The 16,939-nt window shown below is 46.8% G+C and carries 14 protein-coding genes; 10 read left to right on the top strand and 4 right to left on the bottom strand.

Annotated features, from left to right (window positions below; all coding sequences use genetic code 11):
- The first annotated feature begins 129 nt into the window (after positions 1-129).
- Positions 130-3,081, top strand: coding sequence for a formate dehydrogenase subunit alpha (gene fdhF / locus C792_RS0100635; RefSeq protein WP_017547504.1), 2,952 nt, complete (start codon positions 130-132; stop codon positions 3,079-3,081).
- On the top strand, positions 3,081-3,722 hold the full coding sequence (locus C792_RS0100630) for a helical membrane plugin domain-containing protein (RefSeq protein WP_017547503.1): 642 nt from the start codon (positions 3,081-3,083) through the stop codon (positions 3,720-3,722). Before fdhF ends, C792_RS0100630 begins: the two co-directional genes overlap by 1 nt.
- 34 nt (positions 3,723-3,756) lie before the next feature.
- Here the strand turns inward: C792_RS0100630 and C792_RS0100625 are convergent, their stop codons facing one another.
- Positions 3,757-4,233, bottom strand: a complete 477-nt coding sequence (locus C792_RS0100625) for a nucleoside deaminase (protein ID WP_017547502.1) — start codon at positions 4,231-4,233, stop codon at positions 3,757-3,759.
- 123 nt (positions 4,234-4,356) lie between these two features.
- On the opposite strand from C792_RS0100625, the gene C792_RS0100620 reads away from it, so the two are divergent.
- The 3 genes from C792_RS0100620 to C792_RS0100610 all read left to right on the top strand — a co-directional run bounded on the left by C792_RS0100620 (position 4,357) and on the right by C792_RS0100610 (position 8,572).
- Entirely contained in the window at positions 4,357-5,958 is a 1,602-nt protein-coding gene (locus C792_RS0100620; protein ID WP_017547501.1) for a glycosyltransferase, read from the top strand.
- Positions 5,951-8,083 carry a bifunctional glycosyltransferase/CDP-glycerol:glycerophosphate glycerophosphotransferase gene (locus tag C792_RS0100615; RefSeq protein WP_017547500.1) on the top strand — a complete coding sequence of 711 codons (2,133 nt, stop codon included), beginning with the start codon at positions 5,951-5,953 and terminating at the stop codon, positions 8,081-8,083. The genes C792_RS0100620 and C792_RS0100615 overlap by 8 nt, the downstream gene beginning before the upstream one ends.
- Positions 8,084-8,296: 213 nt before the next feature.
- A complete protein-coding gene (locus C792_RS0100610) occupies positions 8,297-8,572 on the top strand; it encodes a 4a-hydroxytetrahydrobiopterin dehydratase (protein WP_017547499.1) in 276 nt (91 codons plus the stop codon).
- A gap of 52 nt (positions 8,573-8,624) precedes the next feature.
- Here C792_RS0100610 and C792_RS0100605 read toward each other — a convergent pair whose 3' ends face one another.
- Entirely contained in the window at positions 8,625-9,296 is a 672-nt protein-coding gene (locus C792_RS0100605; protein ID WP_017547498.1) for an RluA family pseudouridine synthase, read from the bottom strand.
- Between the two features lie 729 nt (positions 9,297-10,025).
- Between C792_RS0100605 and C792_RS0100600 the strand changes: the two genes are divergently transcribed.
- Together C792_RS0100600 and C792_RS0100595 are read left to right on the top strand one after the other, a co-directional pair.
- A complete protein-coding gene (locus C792_RS0100600; RefSeq protein WP_017547497.1) occupies positions 10,026-11,522 on the top strand; it encodes a flotillin family protein in 1,497 nt (498 codons plus the stop codon).
- 93 nt (positions 11,523-11,615) lie between these two features.
- Positions 11,616-12,689, top strand: a complete 1,074-nt coding sequence (locus C792_RS0100595; RefSeq protein WP_017547496.1) for a C45 family autoproteolytic acyltransferase/hydrolase — start codon at positions 11,616-11,618, stop codon at positions 12,687-12,689.
- 25 nt (positions 12,690-12,714) lie between these two features.
- On the opposite strand, the gene C792_RS0100590 is transcribed toward C792_RS0100595, so the two are convergent.
- Entirely contained in the window at positions 12,715-13,461 is a 747-nt protein-coding gene (locus tag C792_RS0100590; RefSeq protein WP_017547495.1) for a sulfite exporter TauE/SafE family protein, read from the bottom strand.
- A gap of 377 nt (positions 13,462-13,838) precedes the next feature.
- On the opposite strand from C792_RS0100590, the gene C792_RS0100585 reads away from it, so the two are divergent.
- Together C792_RS0100585 and C792_RS0100580 are read left to right on the top strand one after the other, a co-directional pair.
- The gene (locus C792_RS0100585; protein WP_017547494.1) at positions 13,839-14,528 is read left to right on the top strand and encodes an aggregation-promoting factor C-terminal-like domain-containing protein; all 690 of its coding nucleotides are present in this window, start codon (positions 13,839-13,841) and stop codon (positions 14,526-14,528) included.
- A 312-nt stretch (positions 14,529-14,840) separates the two neighbouring features.
- Entirely contained in the window at positions 14,841-15,590 is a 750-nt protein-coding gene (locus tag C792_RS0100580) for an aggregation-promoting factor C-terminal-like domain-containing protein (protein ID WP_017547493.1), read from the top strand.
- A gap of 81 nt (positions 15,591-15,671) precedes the next feature.
- On the opposite strand, the gene C792_RS0100575 is transcribed toward C792_RS0100580, so the two are convergent.
- On the bottom strand, positions 15,672-16,094 hold the full coding sequence (locus C792_RS0100575; RefSeq protein WP_017547492.1) for a universal stress protein: 423 nt from the start codon (positions 16,092-16,094) through the stop codon (positions 15,672-15,674).
- A gap of 193 nt (positions 16,095-16,287) precedes the next feature.
- On the opposite strand from C792_RS0100575, the gene C792_RS0100570 reads away from it, so the two are divergent.
- Positions 16,288-16,914 carry an NAD(P)H-binding protein gene (locus C792_RS0100570; protein WP_017547491.1) on the top strand — a complete coding sequence of 209 codons (627 nt, stop codon included), beginning with the start codon at positions 16,288-16,290 and terminating at the stop codon, positions 16,912-16,914.
- Positions 16,915-16,939: the final 25 nt, after the last annotated feature.

The following is a 16,939-nucleotide window of genomic DNA, read 5'->3' as shown; positions in this document are numbered from 1 at the left end:
GGAAACGGGCTAAAACGTCCGTTTCCTTTATTATTCTCACTTAATCTCTGAATAATCTGATATTGATGATTTAAACGGATGCAAAAGGGGAAACATGAAAGATAAAGACTCGGGAAAGGAGATATAGACATGAATGACCATCTTGAAATTACGCTGAACGGAACAAAGCAGAGCGTTCAGAATGACGTTATGCTTTTGAGTCATCTGAAGGAGAATGGGACAGAGCCGCCGCACCTTTGCTACCACGAAAGCCTCGGTGCCCTTGAAACATGTGATGCATGTATCGTCAAGGTCAACGGTGAATACGTCCGTTCCTGTTCCACTACCATAAATGAAGGGGATGTGGTGGAGACTGTCGGGGATGATATCCACGAAGCGCAGCTCATCGCCATGGACCGTATTTTAGGCAATCACGAACTCTATTGTACGGTGTGCGATTTCAACAACGGAAACTGTGAAATACATAACACGGTGAAAGAGATGAGGATCAGCCACCAGGATACGCCGCACACAGGAAAGGACCATGAAGTGCAGCGGAATGCATTCTACCGCTATGACCCTGACCAGTGTATCCTGTGCGGGCGGTGCGTCGAGGCATGCCAGGACCTCCAGGTGAATGAGACCCTCCTGATTGACTGGACACTTGAACGGCCGCGCGTCATCTGGGATAACGATACTACGATAGATGAATCATCATGTGTGAACTGCGGTCATTGCTCCACAGTGTGCCCGTGTAACGCGATGATGGAAGTCGGCATGGAAGGGGAGGCCGGTTTCCTGACCGGAATGGCTGAAGAGACATTCCGCCCGATGGTCGATATTACAAAGGATATCGAAACGGGATACGGCTCGCTCATGGCCGTCTCGGATGTCGAAGCGACAATGCGCGAAGAACGGATCAAAAAGACGAAAACCGTCTGCACATACTGCGGTGTCGGCTGTTCATTCGATGTATGGACGAAAGACCGTGAGATCCTGAAGATCGAACCGCAGGAAGAGGCCCCGGCAAACGGGATTTCCACCTGCGTCAAAGGCAAGTTCGGCTGGGACTTCGTAAACAGCGAGGAACGTCTGACAAAGCCGCTGATCCGCGAAGGTGATGAATTCCGTGAGGCGGAATGGGAAGAAGCCCTCTATCTCATCGAAAAGAAATTCAAGGAAAACCGGAGGGAAAAAGGACCGGACTCACTCGCTTTCATCTCATCTTCTAAATGTACGAATGAAGAATCCTACCTGATGCAGAAACTTGCAAGAGGTGTCATCGGAACCAACAACATCGACAACTGTTCAAGATACTGCCAGTCCCCGGCAACAATGGGATTATGGCGCACCGTCGGGTACGGCGGGGACTCCGGCGGCATCGGTGACATCGCACAGGCGGATCTCGTCATTTCTGTAGGGTCCAACACCGCAGAATCCCACCCGGTGCTTGCGACACGTGTGAAACGTGCGCAGAAACTCCACGGACAGAAAGTCATCGTTGCCGATCTACGTGAAAATGAACTGGCAAGCCGTGCAGACCTCTTCGTCAGACCCGCGCCGGGAAGCGACCTGGTGTGGCTGTCAGCCGTGACGAAGTACATCATCGACCAGGGCTGGGATGATAAGGCATTCCTCCGCGACCATGTGAACGACGTCGATGAGTACATGGCAAGCCTTGAAAAATACACACTGGAGTATGCTTCTGACATTACAGGAATGACGAAAGAGGAACTGATTGAAATCGCAACATCGATACATGAAGCAAGGACGACATCCATCCTGTGGGCGATGGGGATTACACAGCATGGCGGCGGCAGTGATGCGAGTACCGCAATCTCCAACCTGCTGCTGGTAACCGGGAACTATATGAAGCCTGGTGCCGGCGCATATCCGCTCCGCGGACATAACAACGTCCAGGGGGCAAGCGACTTCGGGAGCATGCCCGACCGTTTCCCAGGCTACCAGTTTGTGACGGATGATGACGTACGCGCACGTTTTGAAGAGAACTGGAGCGCAGAAATACCAACAGAACCCGGACTGAACAACCATGAAATGGTCGATGCCATCCACGAGGGTAACCTCGATGTACTGTACCTGAAGGGCGAGGACATGGGCATCGTGGACTCCAATATCAACTATGTCCAGTCCGCATTTGAAAAGCTGAAATTTTTCGTGGTGCAGGACATTTTCTTCTCTAAAACATGCCAGTACGCCGATGTGGTACTGCCTGCCAGTCCGAGCCTGGAAAAAGACGGCACATTCGTGAATACGGAAAGGAGGTTCCAGCGTCTTTATAAGGTGATGGACCCACTCGGCCAATCGAGACCGGACTGGGAGATCATACAGGAAATCGCCAACCGCATGGGGGCAGGATGGGACTACAGCCATCCGGGTGAAATCATGGATGAAGCGGCTTCCCTGACACCGCTTTTTGCAGGGGTAAGCTATGACCGTCTTGAAGGATATGACAGCCTGCAGTGGCCGGTCGCTGAAGATGGTACGGATACGCCGCTTCTGTTTGAAAAGGAATTCCCACTGCCTGGAGGCAAAGCGCAACTCTGGCCGGTCGAGTGGACAAAACCGCTCGAATTTGAAGACCAGTATGACCTGCACGTCAACAACGGCAGAATTCTGGAGCATTTCCACGAAGGGAACATGACATACAAATCCGATGCCATTACAGGGAAGACTCCTGAAGTATTTCTTGAAGTATCACCGCAGCTTGCCGGGGAGCGCAAACTTGAAGACGGCACCAAAGTCCGCCTGACCTCCCCTTACGGCAGTGTCAAAGTGAGTTGCATTGTCACAGACCGCGTATTCGGCAAACAGCTGTATCTGCCGATGAACACAGCCGGTGAAGGAGCGATCAACTACCTTACAAGCTCCCACTCCGATAAAGACACGGATACGCCTGCATACAAAGAGGTCTCCGTAAAAATGGAAGTGTTGGAACCCAAAGGCAAAAGCCCGCTTCCAAAAACCAATCACCGTTACGGCAACCCGCAGCCGCAAATCGGTGTAAACGTGGAAGAGAAATGGGCACGCCCCGACTATATCTTCCCGGGAGACATCGTCAAGGCGAGAAGGGGGGATAAATAATGGCCAAAGCAACGAAAGTGATCCATAGAATGGAAACCGACCCCGAAGTGCAGCACGAACGTGAAATCCGGGAGCTGGAGCAACTTCTGACGAAGCATAAGGAAGTCCTCGGAGATATCCTGTCGATAGCGGACAAGATGAAGGACCGCGACTTGCTGGATATGATGGATAGCGGTCTCGGCCAGAGTGACAGGATCATCCACCGGATAGTGACCGCCCTGAATGATTCCGAGACACCACAGTCCATCAAGAATACACTTCTTTTGTTCCAGCTTCTCGGCACTGTGAATATGACTGAGATTGAACCGCTCGTACTTAAGATCAACACCGGGGTTTCAAAAGCGGCGGAATACGAACACAGTAATAAGAAAGCAGGTTATAGAGGCCTCCTCGGGGCATTGAAGGACCCGGAAGTGGTGGAAGGCGTCAATGTCCTACTTCAGATATTGAAAGGCCTGGGAACCGGGGTGGATGAAGGGGAGAACATAAGGCCCCAGACTGAACGGGTACAGAACTCCGAACGTGAAGTGGATGAACAGAAAAGTAATTATGAAGAAGATAAAAAAAAGCCGTATGGCTACGCTTTGGCGGCCGGTGCCGGTGCTCTGATGATGATTCCCCTCGTATTGCTGAGAAAGTAAAAGAGGTCCCGAAACGGGACCTCTTTTTCTGTTCCTATGATTTCTGATAAGTGTACTGTAATTTCCGTACTGCTTCCGATAATTCTTCATCGGGACCATCAACTTCCACACCGCGTATCACTTCAGGTATCGAGAGCCCCCGGAGATTTCCCGACTCGACACCCAGATCCTCATGCCAGTGTTTCAGCTGTTCTGATGAACTGGCATATACTATGCGGCCAAGAGAAGCGAGCCCGTGGGCGGATGCACACATCGAGCAGTGTTCCCCCGAAGTGTAGACCGTTGCACCACACCGTTCCTCTTCGCTCAGATTCGAAGCAGCCCACCTGGCAATCTCGAATTCCGGATGCCGAGTCTCGTCACCTCCGGCGTTTCTGTTATGATCCTCAAAGAGAACTTCACCGTCACGGGATAAGAGCAGCGAGCCGAAGGGGGCATTGCCCTTTTCAAGCGCCTCCTCAGCCAGTTCCACACAGCGTTTCAAATAGACCCTGTCCGTCTCATTAATCATGTATTCGCCCTTTCCCAGGTTTTTAACCACCTGTACGTTTATCGTTTTTCTTTTAGTATATACTTAAAGTAATATAATATAGTATAATCCTCAAATGAATGAGGCTAAGACAAGGATGATTTTATGAAACCCAGGATTATTTTTCTACTTAACTCCATAGATGTCAACAAGGGCGGGCTCACACATGCATCCTTGAGACAGGCAAGCACTTTTGCTGATGCAGGCTATGATACCCAGATACTGACATTCAGCTATGAACCACGCTTCCCCATCATCTGTCAGAAACTCAAGAAAATGGGCAAAGTCAGCAGTAAAGTGGTCATACGTAACATGTTTGAGGATTTGGCATTATACGGGAGAAAAGATAAGATCAATATCCGCAAAATGAAAATAGATCTTTCCGATTATACGGGGCGATATGCTGTAATCCAGAGAAAGAATTACAATGCCTACAGACTTTATAACAACGGTATATATGAAAAATACATCGCGCTCCGGGATGATGACACTCTCGATTTCACAGACTACTTCAATGAGAATCGGTACAGGATACGGCGGGAGAACCGCAACTACTACGGACAGGTGAGCAGGGTGCAGTACTTCAGCTTTGAAGAGAATAAGGTCAGACAGGAAGTATTCTTTGATAAATCAGGCACCGCCTTTCTGAATTTCTGGCATGAACCCTCCACTGGGAAAGTCAGCCGGATCACCCATTTCGGTTCGAATAAGGAAGTGCTCAGTGAAACGACCGGCGATGCGGTGCCCCATAAACTGCACTGGCTGAAAAGTGTCATAAACGAAGCGGATTCCAGAGTCGTGGCAATTTCAGACACACGCACCACCGATGAGCTGCTCGTCAAACTGGATCATCCACTCGCAAAAACTGCACTACGCCCTCACAGCAACCACCTGAGAAATCCGGATGATCCTGATTCCGAACTGAATAAACGGAACAGATATGCGGTGGAGAATATAGGAAATGTCGACGCACTCATCGTTCTGACAGAAAAACAGAAAGATGACATAGCCAGCCGTTTCGGCCATGAGGATAAAGTGTTTGTCATCCCAAACTATTATGAAGTGAATGTCCCGAAAATCAGAGGTGTAAGGTCCTTTGTCGCCAATGTAAAACATTACAGCGGTCAAAGCGGAAGGGACATGTCCAAAGTGTCAGTAGTCTCAAGATTCTCAAGTGTCAAAAACATCGACCACACCATCAGGGCATTCAAAAATGTCGTCAGGGAAGTACCAGAAGCCAGATTGGAAATATGGGGGTCCGGAGATAAAAAGGAAGAGTATGCCGATTTGATAGACTCACTTGACCTCGGAAATAATGTACTGATCAAGGGATATACCCAGAACCCTGAAAAAGTATACCAGGATGCTGCCTTATCCGTCGTTACCTCCAACGCCGAAGGCTTCTCCCTTTCCGTCATGGAAAGCATGGCGAATAATACTCCCGTTGTCAGTTATGACATAAGATATGGCCCTTCTGATATGATTGAGGACGGGACAAACGGTTTCCTCATAGAAAAAGGGGACATAGATGCCTTATCAGAAAGAATCATCCATATGCTGAAAAACCCTGAAGAAACAAGGCGTATGGGCAGTGAGGCAGGCAGGACAATGCAGACGAAATTCAGCAAAGAAAACTATCAGGATCTATGGTTCTCGCTCGCGGATAAGCTGCTGGAAGAAGGAGAAAGGAGCAATATCTATGAATAATAATTTGATTTCTGTAATCACGCCGGCAGAAAAAAATGAGGAGTATATCAATACTGCCTTGGAATCATTGAGAAAACAGGCATACACAAACTTTGAAGTACTGGTCCTCCATTCAGATACAGAATCATTGAAAAAAGTGACTGACGATGCATACCTGGATGATGACAGATACAGGTTCATCGATACACCTGCAGATCTGAATGTGGGCGCTGCGCGCAATATCGGTATCGAAGAAGCAAAGGGAGATTACGTATACTTCCTGGACAGTGACGATTATATATCCGAGAACATGCTGCAGCTCCTCAGCGATAACATCGGTGAATTCCCAATGATCCGCGGCAGGATGAAATCGACGGACTTCAGTTCAAGCTCTGTAATCATACTGCCGGGTACGAACAAGATAAAGATGTATTCGACAAGAAGATACAACCTGCTCAGGACAAACTCGGCCATCAACTTCATGATTTCAAAAGCAGTCATCGATGGCATGAACCTGCGGTTTTCCGAAGAATTCAAAACGTATTCAGATCTGACTTTCATGATTCCGCTGATGGAAGAGATTGAAATGATACCCTATTCCTATGAAGCAATATACTTCAGAAGGAGAAGGAATGATCCAATCAACAATCCGTCACTCAGGCAATCTCCCCTGGAACAGCTGACACCTGACCTCTTCGGTATATATAATCAGCTGAGGACAGAGGAACTCAGTGAGGAAGCCCAGAAATACCTGGATGACAAACTCCTCAACTTCTACAGGAAACGGCTGGTGCCAGAATTCAAGGACGATTCCACCATCGATCGATATTTTGAAGGCCTGGTGGAAAGTATAAAGAAAATTGATCCGGAACGACTGGAAAATAAAGACTTCATACTGAAAAATGATGTAAAGGCGATACAATCGAACAAAAAAAGCATCTTCCGGAAACTGAGCAACTTCAACCATCTGCTGAGGGACATCAAAAAAGGCATGGCTTCCAAAAAAGGCCGCAAGGAACTGCTTTATAAACGCGTATTTAAAAATATGGATTTCCAAGACAATCTCGTCGTTTTTGAAAGTTTCCAGGGTAAATCCTATTCCGACAGTCCTAAATATATATATGAGTACATGCTTGAAAACAAAAAGGACTATAAATTCATCTGGGTGATGAACAAGCCGGTCAAAATACCAGGAAACCCTGAAACTGTTAAACGTTTCTCCCTCAAGTATTACTACTACCTTGCGAGGGCGAAATATGTCGTCAGCAACGTCAGGATGCCTAACAGCTACATCAAAAGGGATGGCCAGTCATATCTCCAGACATGGCACGGCACACCACTGAAAAGACTTGCGGGAGACATGGCCGATGTCCATATGCCCGGCACAAATTCTGCCCGGTATAAGAGGAACTTCAACCGTGAAACCGATAAATGGGATTATCTGATTGCTCCCAACCAGTATTCTTCTGATATTTTCAGAAGAGCGTTCTGGTTCAACAACACGATGCTCCAGACCGGATATCCGAGAAACGACATTTTGACGAACCGCAATGATGATGAAACCATCAAGAAACTTAAAAGAAGGATCTACTTGCCGACCAACAAGAAAATCATCCTTTACGCACCAACATGGCGTGATGACGAATATTACAAAGTCGGAAAGTACAGATTCGATCTGAACCTCGACCTGCACAGGATGAAAGAGCAATTCGGGGATGAATACATCATCCTGCTCAGGATGCATTATGTCGTCGCTTCCAATATCGATCTGACAGATCTGGAAGGCTTCGCATATGATGTATCAAAATACAGTGATGTCAGCGAACTGTATCTGATGTCCGATATTCTCATCACAGACTATTCATCGGTATTCTTTGATTATGCCAATCTGAAACGTCCGATACTGTTCTACACTTACGACATTGAAAAATACCAGGGACAGTTGCGCGGCTTCTACATCGATATGGAGACAGAGCTCCCCGGGCCGCTGCTAATGAATAATGACGACGTAATGGATGCGATTGAAAATATCGATGAAGTCAGCGAGAAATACAAGGAGCGATATGAGAAATTCCACGAAAGATTCTGCAGCTGGGATGACGGAAGGTCATCAGAAAAAGTTGTGGATGCAGTATTTGAAAAATAATATGTTACTGAAACAGGGCTGATACAAATCAGTCCTGTTTTTGATTAAAACACATTATAATGCCATGCGTTATTCATCCAAACCGTTGATATGAAAGCATTCAGTAAAATTATAACAGCCTATGTAACGCCCGGCGTTATTCCTGGATGCGACAGATTGACTGCACTTGAAACGGGGTAGAGAGGATTACAGGACATTTGAGGAGGATTGCTTATGGAAGATGTAAAGGCACAGGCGGAAAAAATGGATGGATGGTCCGTCGAAAATGAAATGGTCATCAGGAAGTTCAAATTCGTTAAATATCTTGATGGCATTTCTTTTGCAGAAAAGATCGGTACCTATGCCGAAAGCGTGCAGCACCATCCTTTCATTTCAATCGATTATACAACGGTCACCGTTTCATGGACGACACATTCCAAAAATGCACTGACTGAAAAAGACATCGCAGCTGCCAAAGCGTGCAACAACCTGTATCGTTTGTTCAACTGATCAGAAAGCCCATCCAAAAGTCCCGGATGGGCTTTCTGAATTGATATGCGGTTCAGATAAATGCCGACCACGGATATTTGTCCGGCGGCGGACAGTCGACAGTGACCCTCTCTTTTTTGGTCGGATGTTTGAGACTCAGACGTGATGCCCAGAGAGCAATCTGCTGTCCGGGCTTATTTACATGCTGCCCATATTTCTGGTCTCCGTAGAGAGGCGTCCCCTGATTGGAAAGCTGAACCCTGATCTGGTGTGAACGACCGGTCTGAAGTTCAATTTCCACAAGGCTCCCGGTGTCATTATTTTTCAGTACTTGATAATCCAACACCGCTTTTTGGGCGTCTTTTTCATTCTGTTTCACTACGCTGACGATGTTCTTTCTGCGATCTTTTCTCAGATAATCCGCCAGTCTTCCGTTCTCCTTTTGCAGATGCCCTCTCGTTACAGCAAGATACTTTCTGTAGATCTCATGCTTCCTCAGTTCATCCGCCAGACGGGAAGCAGCTTTCGAAGTCCTTGCAAACACCATCGCACCGCCGACAGGACGGTCAAGCCGGTGTACCAGCCCCAGATAGACGTCACCCGGTTTATTATACTTCTCTTTTATATACTGCTTCAGGATGGTCAGAAGGTCTTTATCTTTTGAACTGTCGCCCTGCACCGGAACATTGACCGGTTTCTCAATAATCAGCAGGTGATTATCCTCATAAAGTACATTGATATGCACTTGATTCACTCCTATTTTATATATGCACATAGTTAATGCCCGGCCGCAACAGATTGCGCCGGACACTGGAAAAACTTTAACATCCAATATAACATCTATACGAATTAAAGAGAATCAAGTTCTCCGGAATTTCATTTGTGTTTCACATAAGCCGCAGACAGGAAAGAAGTTCGGCATCGGTAATAAGATACAATCACCGCTCGGGGAAGGGCTTTTGACCGGCAAAATTACGAGTCATCGGAAAGCGCATCCGGGCACACGTCAGGGCGAAGTCTGGTCCGAACCATATATCAGGGACAAGAAACCGTTCTATGACCTTGTGAGCTGCTCCAGGATATGGCATCCACACATGATTCCACGGTGCCGATAGGTTCGGTAGCACTGTTGTGCCTGCGCTTTATATGTATTGTTTTACGTGAAACTCTGTTTTATTACGAGTCCCCTGCTGAACTGCCGGAACCTCTGTGGAAACAACTTTACAACGGTTTCTATCCGCTTCCGCGGGCTGACGGGCAGCAGCAATTGAAATGACCTCGTTTTAAATCACTCATCCATCATGAGTGCTTTTTATACTGCACGGAATAAAGTAATGGATGATAGTAAGGATATATATAAAATTACGCATTTATCATTGCAGTCGCTTCCCCTTTATAGAATACTTGGGGGAGGGCAGGTTTGACCTTACTATTCAGCAGTTGCGCAAAAACGAAAATGAACAGGAGGCTACATATGTTTGAGATTACAGGTACTTTACTTGCGATAATCTTCGTTATCGCTGTGCTCATTATCGCCGCTGTCGGCTGGTACTTGTTCATGAAGGCCAGATACCGTACGGTTCCTTCCAACGAAGCGCTTATCGTCACGGGCCCGAATCTGGGTGATGAGACGAAGGAAACAAACATCTACAAGGATGACCAGGGACGTTACATGAAGGTCATACGGGGCGGCGGCCACAGGCTCAAGCTGTTCCAGACCGGCACGAGGGTGTCGCTCAAATCATTCCAGCTGCAAATTTCCACCCCGAAAGTCTACACGCTTGAAGGTGTTGGAATTTACGGTGAGGCCGTGGCTACGGTAAAAGTGGCTGACGATCTCGACGGCATCGTCAAATATGCCGAACAGTTCCTGGGCAAGGACCAGAAAGATATTGAACATGAAATTTCTGAAGTCCTGAATTCGAATCTCCGTGCAATCCTCTCCAAGATGACGGTGGAGCAGATCAACAAGGATCGGGAGAGTTTCAACGAACAGGTCCGGGAGATTGCACAGGATCAGCTGAACAGGATGGGGTTCAAGATTACCTCACTTGGCCTGTCCGACTTGAGGGATGACGAGAATTACCTGGAAAACCTGGGACGTCCGCAAATTGCCCGGGTGAAGAAAGAAGCAGAAATTGCCGAGTCCGAAAACAGACGTGAGACCGAAATCCAGCAGGCCAAAGACAACGAGACCATCTCAAATGAGCAATATAAACGGGAAATGAATATTGCCGACAGCCGTAAAGAGAAAGACCTGAAGGATGCCCGCATCCTCGCTGAGACCGAGAAGGAGAATGCAGCAGCAAGAGCAGCCGGAGAACTCGAAGAAGAAGAGCGCCGGCTTGAAGTCGAGCGGCAGCGTCTGGAAATACGCGAGCAGGAGAAACAGAACGAATTGAAGCTGCGGCAGATGGAACGTGAAAATGACGTTCAGCTCGAGAAACAGCAGGTTGAAGTACGCAGGCAGCAGGCAGAGGCGGATTACTACGCCCAGACTAAAGATGCCGAAGCAAAAGCCGAATCCCGCATGGCTGAAGGTAAAGCGGAAGCGGAAGTCATCAGGGAGAAAAGCCTGGCCGAGGCTGAAGCGATCGAACGCCGTGCCAAGGCAATGGCGGAACACAAAGACGTCATCATCCTTGAAAAGCTCATCGGAATCATGCCGGAATTCGCCAAGGCTGTCAGCGACTCCATGAGCAACGTTGAATCCATCCGCATCCTGGACGGCGGCAGCGGCGACCAGTTGAAATCACTGCCGAATACTGTCACCGGAACAATGGCAAAACTGCAGGAGAGCATGGGCCAGATGACAGGATTCGACCTGGAAAATTTCCTGGGAAATCTCTCCGACGATGAAGAAGCGGATTTCAGTGAAGTGGATGAAGCAGAAGAAAAAGATCAGGAACCATCCGGGGATAAATTCACCGGAGATAATGACAACCATGATGATATCGATGATGTAAAATAGTATCAGGAACAACTTCCAGCCAGGGGCAGCTTCATTGTTAATGAGGACTGCCCCTGGCCTTTTCAACAAGGACGGCCAGAGGAGGTAAGTACAATGAAGCAGTTTTACAGTGATATCATTCAGTTCAGGGGCACCCATTATGATTTTGGTTATTACCAGGGTGAGATATTAAGAGACAGTCCGATTTTGCCCAATCGTGAAAAGCAATGGGGACCTAAAAGAGACAGGCATTTCATCATCGATCCGGAAAGATATTTAAGGATTATAAAGGAGATTGCTCCCGCCATCCTCGATGAAATTCACGGCCTTGCCGACGCACTCGATATGGATATGGAAAGGGCATTCCGTTCATTTGGCGGATATTATCTGGATTTCAAAAGGAGCGGCTGCTCCATTTTCACAGATTCAGACTACATGATACGCAATTATGACAGCCATCCGCGGGCGTATGAAGGCCGTTATGTATTCTATGAGCCAAGTGATGGGGGCTATGCCTTTATAGCACCCTCCATGCAGATTACGGGACGTATAGACGGCATGAACGAAAAAGGATTGGTGACGGGATACAACTTCACCCACAGCAAGATGGCGGGTGATGGCTTCATGTGCAGCATGATTGCCCGGCTCATACTCGAGACATGTGCAGATGTAAAAGAAGCCATTTCTTTATTGGAAAGCATTCCCCACCGGCACTCATTCAGCTATGTCCTTCTGGATCCGGGTGGTGAAACCTACATCGTCGAAGCTTCACCGCGAAAAGTTGCAGTCAGGCAGTCCAATGTATGCACGAACCATTTTCATATACTTAATGAAGAAAATCGCTACCGCCAGGAAGAGACAAGGCGCAGAGAGCAGACGATACAGACCCGGCAGGAGAGTTCCACGAATGCCTATCAGGCATTTAAAGTGATGAATAGTACCGCAGAAGGTGTATTCTCAGAAAAATATGATGCCGCAGCCGGGACAATACACACCTCCGTATACCTCCCCCGAGAACTGAAAGCATGGTTTGTCATCGGGCCTGACAGGGCACCGGTCATTTTAGACTTCGCCAGATGGCTGCGTGGAGACGATGTCAACGTTACACGTATAAAAGGCATGCTCCGGTATGACAGTCCATTTGTGAATATGGAGATGCCCGGACCGAAAAAGAACAGCCCTCAGTAGAGGGTTCCAACGCAGTATTTCATGCCTATCTTGCGAACAATATTAAGGCAAAGAAAATGATGGCAACAATCAATATCCTCTGCAGCAGCTTATCCGGAAGCACACTCGCATACTTACCACCCAGGGAACCCCCTATGGCTGAGCCGAGTGAGAGAGCCACAGCAAACTTCCAATCGACCAGTCCGTTGAATATGAAGACAAAGGTTGAAACAGAGATATAGATTGTCACAACCAGGGTCTTGATGCCATGCATCTCACCCATTGGAATCTGCGGTACCAGTAAAAGCAGCGTAAGGATGATAAAGAAACCGACACCAGCCTGCAGTGCTCCGCCGTATATACCTATAAACACGAAGGCAAGAAATAGTAGTACTATAGATATTTTCGGGTTGAATCTACTTTTAATGTAACGCTGGGGTTTAAGGATGAGCAGCACTGCGAATATGAACATAAAAGTCGCAAGCAGTGTATCGAACGTGTTATGAGCGATGTCAACAGCAAGCCTGGCACCATATATTGAAGCGACCGTTGCTGGAAGAGCAAGCAGCAGACCCAACCGCCAGTTCAGGTGGCCCTTTTTCTGAAACTGATACAGGGCAAACACATTCTGGACCATGATTGCGATTCTGTTCGTTCCATTTGCAACGTTCGACGGCAGACCGAAAAAGATAAGCAACGGCAGCGTGAGCATCGAGCCGCCGGCTGAGACAATATTGATGAAGCCGACTACTACACCCACGAGCAATACAGCAATGATTGATAGTATCTCCATGTGTTCCTCCCTGGTTCTTCCACTTTATATAACTTTCATATTAGAATATATTAAAACAAAAGACCGTATCCGACAAAGATACGGTCTTTTGCTATAAAGGATAGTCAAACTGAGTATACACCTCAATTCAAAGAAAACCCCTGCAATATGACGAATTTTCAGAAATAATACGGAAATAATACAAGAATATCTCAATATTACATAAGTAACCGGGTTTTGTAACTTCTTTATTATTAGGCTGTAACACACTATGTATTTTTTTATGATATATTGTTCATTGTCTTGAAAAAAGTAAAGCTTAAACGTGTTCTTGCACATCACGATATAAAAAACAATAACTATTATATAAAGTACAATTACTGGAGGAAGTAAAAGTTATGAAGAAAACAATCTTAACTACAACACTTGCATTAGGTTTGGGAGTAACCGGTGTCGTAGCAGACCAAAACGCAGAAGCATCCGAAATCAATAAGGCCGAGCTTGCTCAGATGGCCCAGTCCAATTCAAGCGAATTGAATAACGCGCCAATCCATGAAGGGGAGTACAGCTATAACTTCACAGTTGACGGTGTCAATTATAGCTTCGAATCCGATGGCTATAACTACACATGGTCTTATGGCGGCTATAGTAATGAACTACCACAAAATGAACCTGCTCAAACAGAACAGGTTGAAGAAGCACCTCAGGTAACTGAAGAAGTAAAGCAGCAAGAGCAGACTCAGGAGGCACCTCAGGTTGAAGAAAGCTATGAAGAGCCAGCTCAGCAAGAAGACGTACAGGCAGCTGCGCCTGCAGAAAGCACACAGTCAACTGGCGGCTCCACTAAGGAACAATTCCTTAATGCCGGCGGCACAGAAGCTATGTGGCAAAGCATCGTTATGCCTGAATCAACAGGTAACCCGAACGCTGTAAGTCCGAATGGCTACCAAGGCCTCGGACAGACTAAAGAATCATGGGGTACTGGTTCCGTCCAGGAGCAGACTCAAGGTATGCTCAACTACGCTAAAGAGCGTTATGGTTCAGTTGATGCTGCCATCCAATTCCGTGAAGCAAACAACTGGTGGTAAGATCAGCCAGCTGATATACAAACCCGTATTATCCGGTCAGCCCGGATCGTACGGGTTTTTCTTATCCTCAAAATTGGATACACCTGCCACTAAAAACAATTTTCAGAAATAATACAGCAGTTTACCAATATTACACACCTTTACAACCAATGCAGGTCTATGTAATTGCATTATTATTTGAGTGTAACCTACAGAGGAAATGTATGTGATATATTAGGCACTGTCTTGAAAAAGCAAGGCTTTGAAATGTACAGCTTATAACGAACCAAAACATCCAAGATCATTATAGATTATCTGGAGGAATTAGAATTTATGAAGAAAACAATCTTAACTACGACACTGGCATTAGGTTTGGGAGTAACTGGTGTCGCAGCAGACCAGAACGCAGAAGCATCGGAAATCAATAAAGACGAGCTTGCACAGATGGCTCAGTCCAATTCAAGCGAATTGAATAACGCGCCAATCCATGAAGGGGAGTACAGCTACAACTTCACGGTCGACGGCGTTAACTATAATTTCGAATCCGACGGCACTTACTACACATGGTCATATGGTGGCTACAGTGTTGAAATGCCGCAGAATGAAACTGCTCAAACAGAACAGACACAGGAAGCACCTCAGGTAACCGAAGAAAATACGGAACAGGCTCAGCAGCCTGCAGAGAACACTGTGCAGCAGGAAGCTGCACCTCAGGTAACCGAGGAAAACGCAGAGCAGACTCAGCAGCCTGCTGAAAACACTGAACAGCAAACTGAAGATATCCAGGCAGCTGCACCTGCAGAAAATACTCAGTCATCCGAATCAGCCGGCGGCTCCACTAAGGAGCAATTCCTCAATGCCGGTGGTACAGAAGCCATGTGGCAAAGTATCGTGATGCCTGAATCAAGCGGTGACCCGAATGCAGTCAATGAACTGGGCTACCAAGGCCTCGGACAGACTAAAGAATCATGGGGCACTGGCTCTGTTGAGAAACAGACAGAAGGCATGATCAACTATGCTCAAGAGCGTTATGGTTCAGTTGAAGAAGCCATTCAGTTCCGTGAAGCGAATAACTGGTGGTAAGATCTTTGCCATCTGAATTAAAGCCCTGTATTGCCCGGGAAATCCGGACAATGCAGGGCTTTTCTATTACATAAATCCTTATTATTTAATGATCATTACAGGTGTATTCACCCGTTTGGCAATTTTATGCGTCACATGCCCAAGCACGTGCTTAATTTCTCTTTTCGAGCGTCTGTTACTCATCAGGACGATGTCGTATTCGTTTTCTCTTATCTCTTTCAGCAGTTCTGTAATTACACGCCCTGCCTCGAAGCGCACTTCATAATTCAAGCCCCGTTCATCAAGTTTGTCCGTGAACGGTTTAAGCTTGTCGGCTCTTTCTTTGGTGATTCCACTGAAAGATTTACCATTGAATCTGACATCTCCGGACATTTCGCCATCTGTAACAATATTAAGAACAGTGATTACAGCATCGTCATTATTTTCCGTCAGTTTTACCAGCTGGTCAGGCACGTTGTCGAATGTATTCGTGAAATCATACGGCAGCAGAATCTTCTTATACATATATACACATCCTTTTCTTCCTGATGGATAAAGGGCTAAGCCTCTTATACAGAAGTATTTCCGTTAGCATAGCAGATTCCGGCTGCTTTGGATACAACTTTCTGCACGTTAATGCCTGGTTCCCCACGCAGGGTTTCAACCAGACTGAATAGGGAAACAGAGGATATAAATGTATCAGATGGAGGGGGATTGGATGAAGGTATTTGTTTTTGGCGGCATCGAAGGTGTAGGGGAACATGTTTTTAAGCAGCTTGCTGCAGAAGGGCATGAAACCGTGACTGTTGCGGAAACTGACAACAGAGCAGAGGCACTGAGGATGCTGGGGGCGACTGATGTAGTCGTTTCAGAGAAGAATGAAAATTTCACCGGGGGCATCGATGGCTCCGATGCAATCATCTACATTGCGGGATCCAGTTTCGGTGCAGGGGAAGACCAGGAAATACTGGTTGATTACGAAGCAGTGATAAAATCGCTTGAAGAAGCGCAGCACCGGAAAACCGAACGTGTCGTCTACTTGAGTCCTGTGCGTACGGATGAATCAGAGGAATCCAAAGAAACCGGTGGAAAGTATAAAGCCGAGGAGTGGATCAGGAAAAGCCAACTGATCTACACAATAATCCGCACGGCCAAGAAAGTCAGCAAGCCGGGAAAAGGGACGATAAAAGCAGCAGAAACGATTGCTGCAGCTGATGACGAGATTCCTCATGAAGATGTCGCTTCGGTTCTTGTTGCTGCAATCAACAATCAGAATACATTCAGGAAATCATTCGATATAACCGAAGGCAAATCTTCGATAAAAGACGCCCTGGACTCACTTTGAAATACAATAATGACAAAACTGAAAG

Origin of the sequence: Salinicoccus carnicancri Crm (assembly GCF_000330705.1) — a bacterium.
GTDB classification, from domain to species: domain Bacteria; phylum Bacillota; class Bacilli; order Staphylococcales; family Salinicoccaceae; genus Salinicoccus; species Salinicoccus carnicancri.
The sequence above is the reverse complement of the archived record's forward strand: the minus strand, read 5'-3'. Positions and strand labels throughout refer to the sequence as shown.

Excerpts from the sequence above, each read along its gene's own strand:
- fdhF (WP_017547504.1), top strand. The coding sequence starts at position 130 with ATGAATGACCATCTTGAAATTACGCTGAACGGAACAAAGCAGAGCGTT.
- C792_RS0100630 (WP_017547503.1), top strand. The coding sequence starts at position 3,081 with ATGGCCAAAGCAACGAAAGTGATCCATAGAATGGAAACCGACCCCGAA.
- C792_RS0100625 (WP_017547502.1), bottom strand. The coding sequence starts at position 4,233 with ATGATTAATGAGACGGACAGGGTCTATTTGAAACGCTGTGTGGAACTG.
- C792_RS0100620 (WP_017547501.1), top strand. The coding sequence starts at position 4,357 with ATGAAACCCAGGATTATTTTTCTACTTAACTCCATAGATGTCAACAAG.
- C792_RS0100615 (WP_017547500.1), top strand. The coding sequence starts at position 5,951 with ATGAATAATAATTTGATTTCTGTAATCACGCCGGCAGAAAAAAATGAG.
- C792_RS0100610 (WP_017547499.1), top strand. The coding sequence starts at position 8,297 with ATGGAAGATGTAAAGGCACAGGCGGAAAAAATGGATGGATGGTCCGTC.
- C792_RS0100600 (WP_017547497.1), top strand. The coding sequence starts at position 10,026 with ATGTTTGAGATTACAGGTACTTTACTTGCGATAATCTTCGTTATCGCT.
- C792_RS0100595 (WP_017547496.1), top strand. The coding sequence starts at position 11,616 with ATGAAGCAGTTTTACAGTGATATCATTCAGTTCAGGGGCACCCATTAT.
- C792_RS0100590 (WP_017547495.1), bottom strand. The coding sequence starts at position 13,461 with ATGGAGATACTATCAATCATTGCTGTATTGCTCGTGGGTGTAGTAGTC.
- C792_RS0100585 (WP_017547494.1), top strand. The coding sequence starts at position 13,839 with ATGAAGAAAACAATCTTAACTACAACACTTGCATTAGGTTTGGGAGTA.
- C792_RS0100580 (WP_017547493.1), top strand. The coding sequence starts at position 14,841 with ATGAAGAAAACAATCTTAACTACGACACTGGCATTAGGTTTGGGAGTA.
- C792_RS0100575 (WP_017547492.1), bottom strand. The coding sequence starts at position 16,094 with ATGTATAAGAAGATTCTGCTGCCGTATGATTTCACGAATACATTCGAC.
- C792_RS0100570 (WP_017547491.1), top strand. The coding sequence starts at position 16,288 with ATGAAGGTATTTGTTTTTGGCGGCATCGAAGGTGTAGGGGAACATGTT.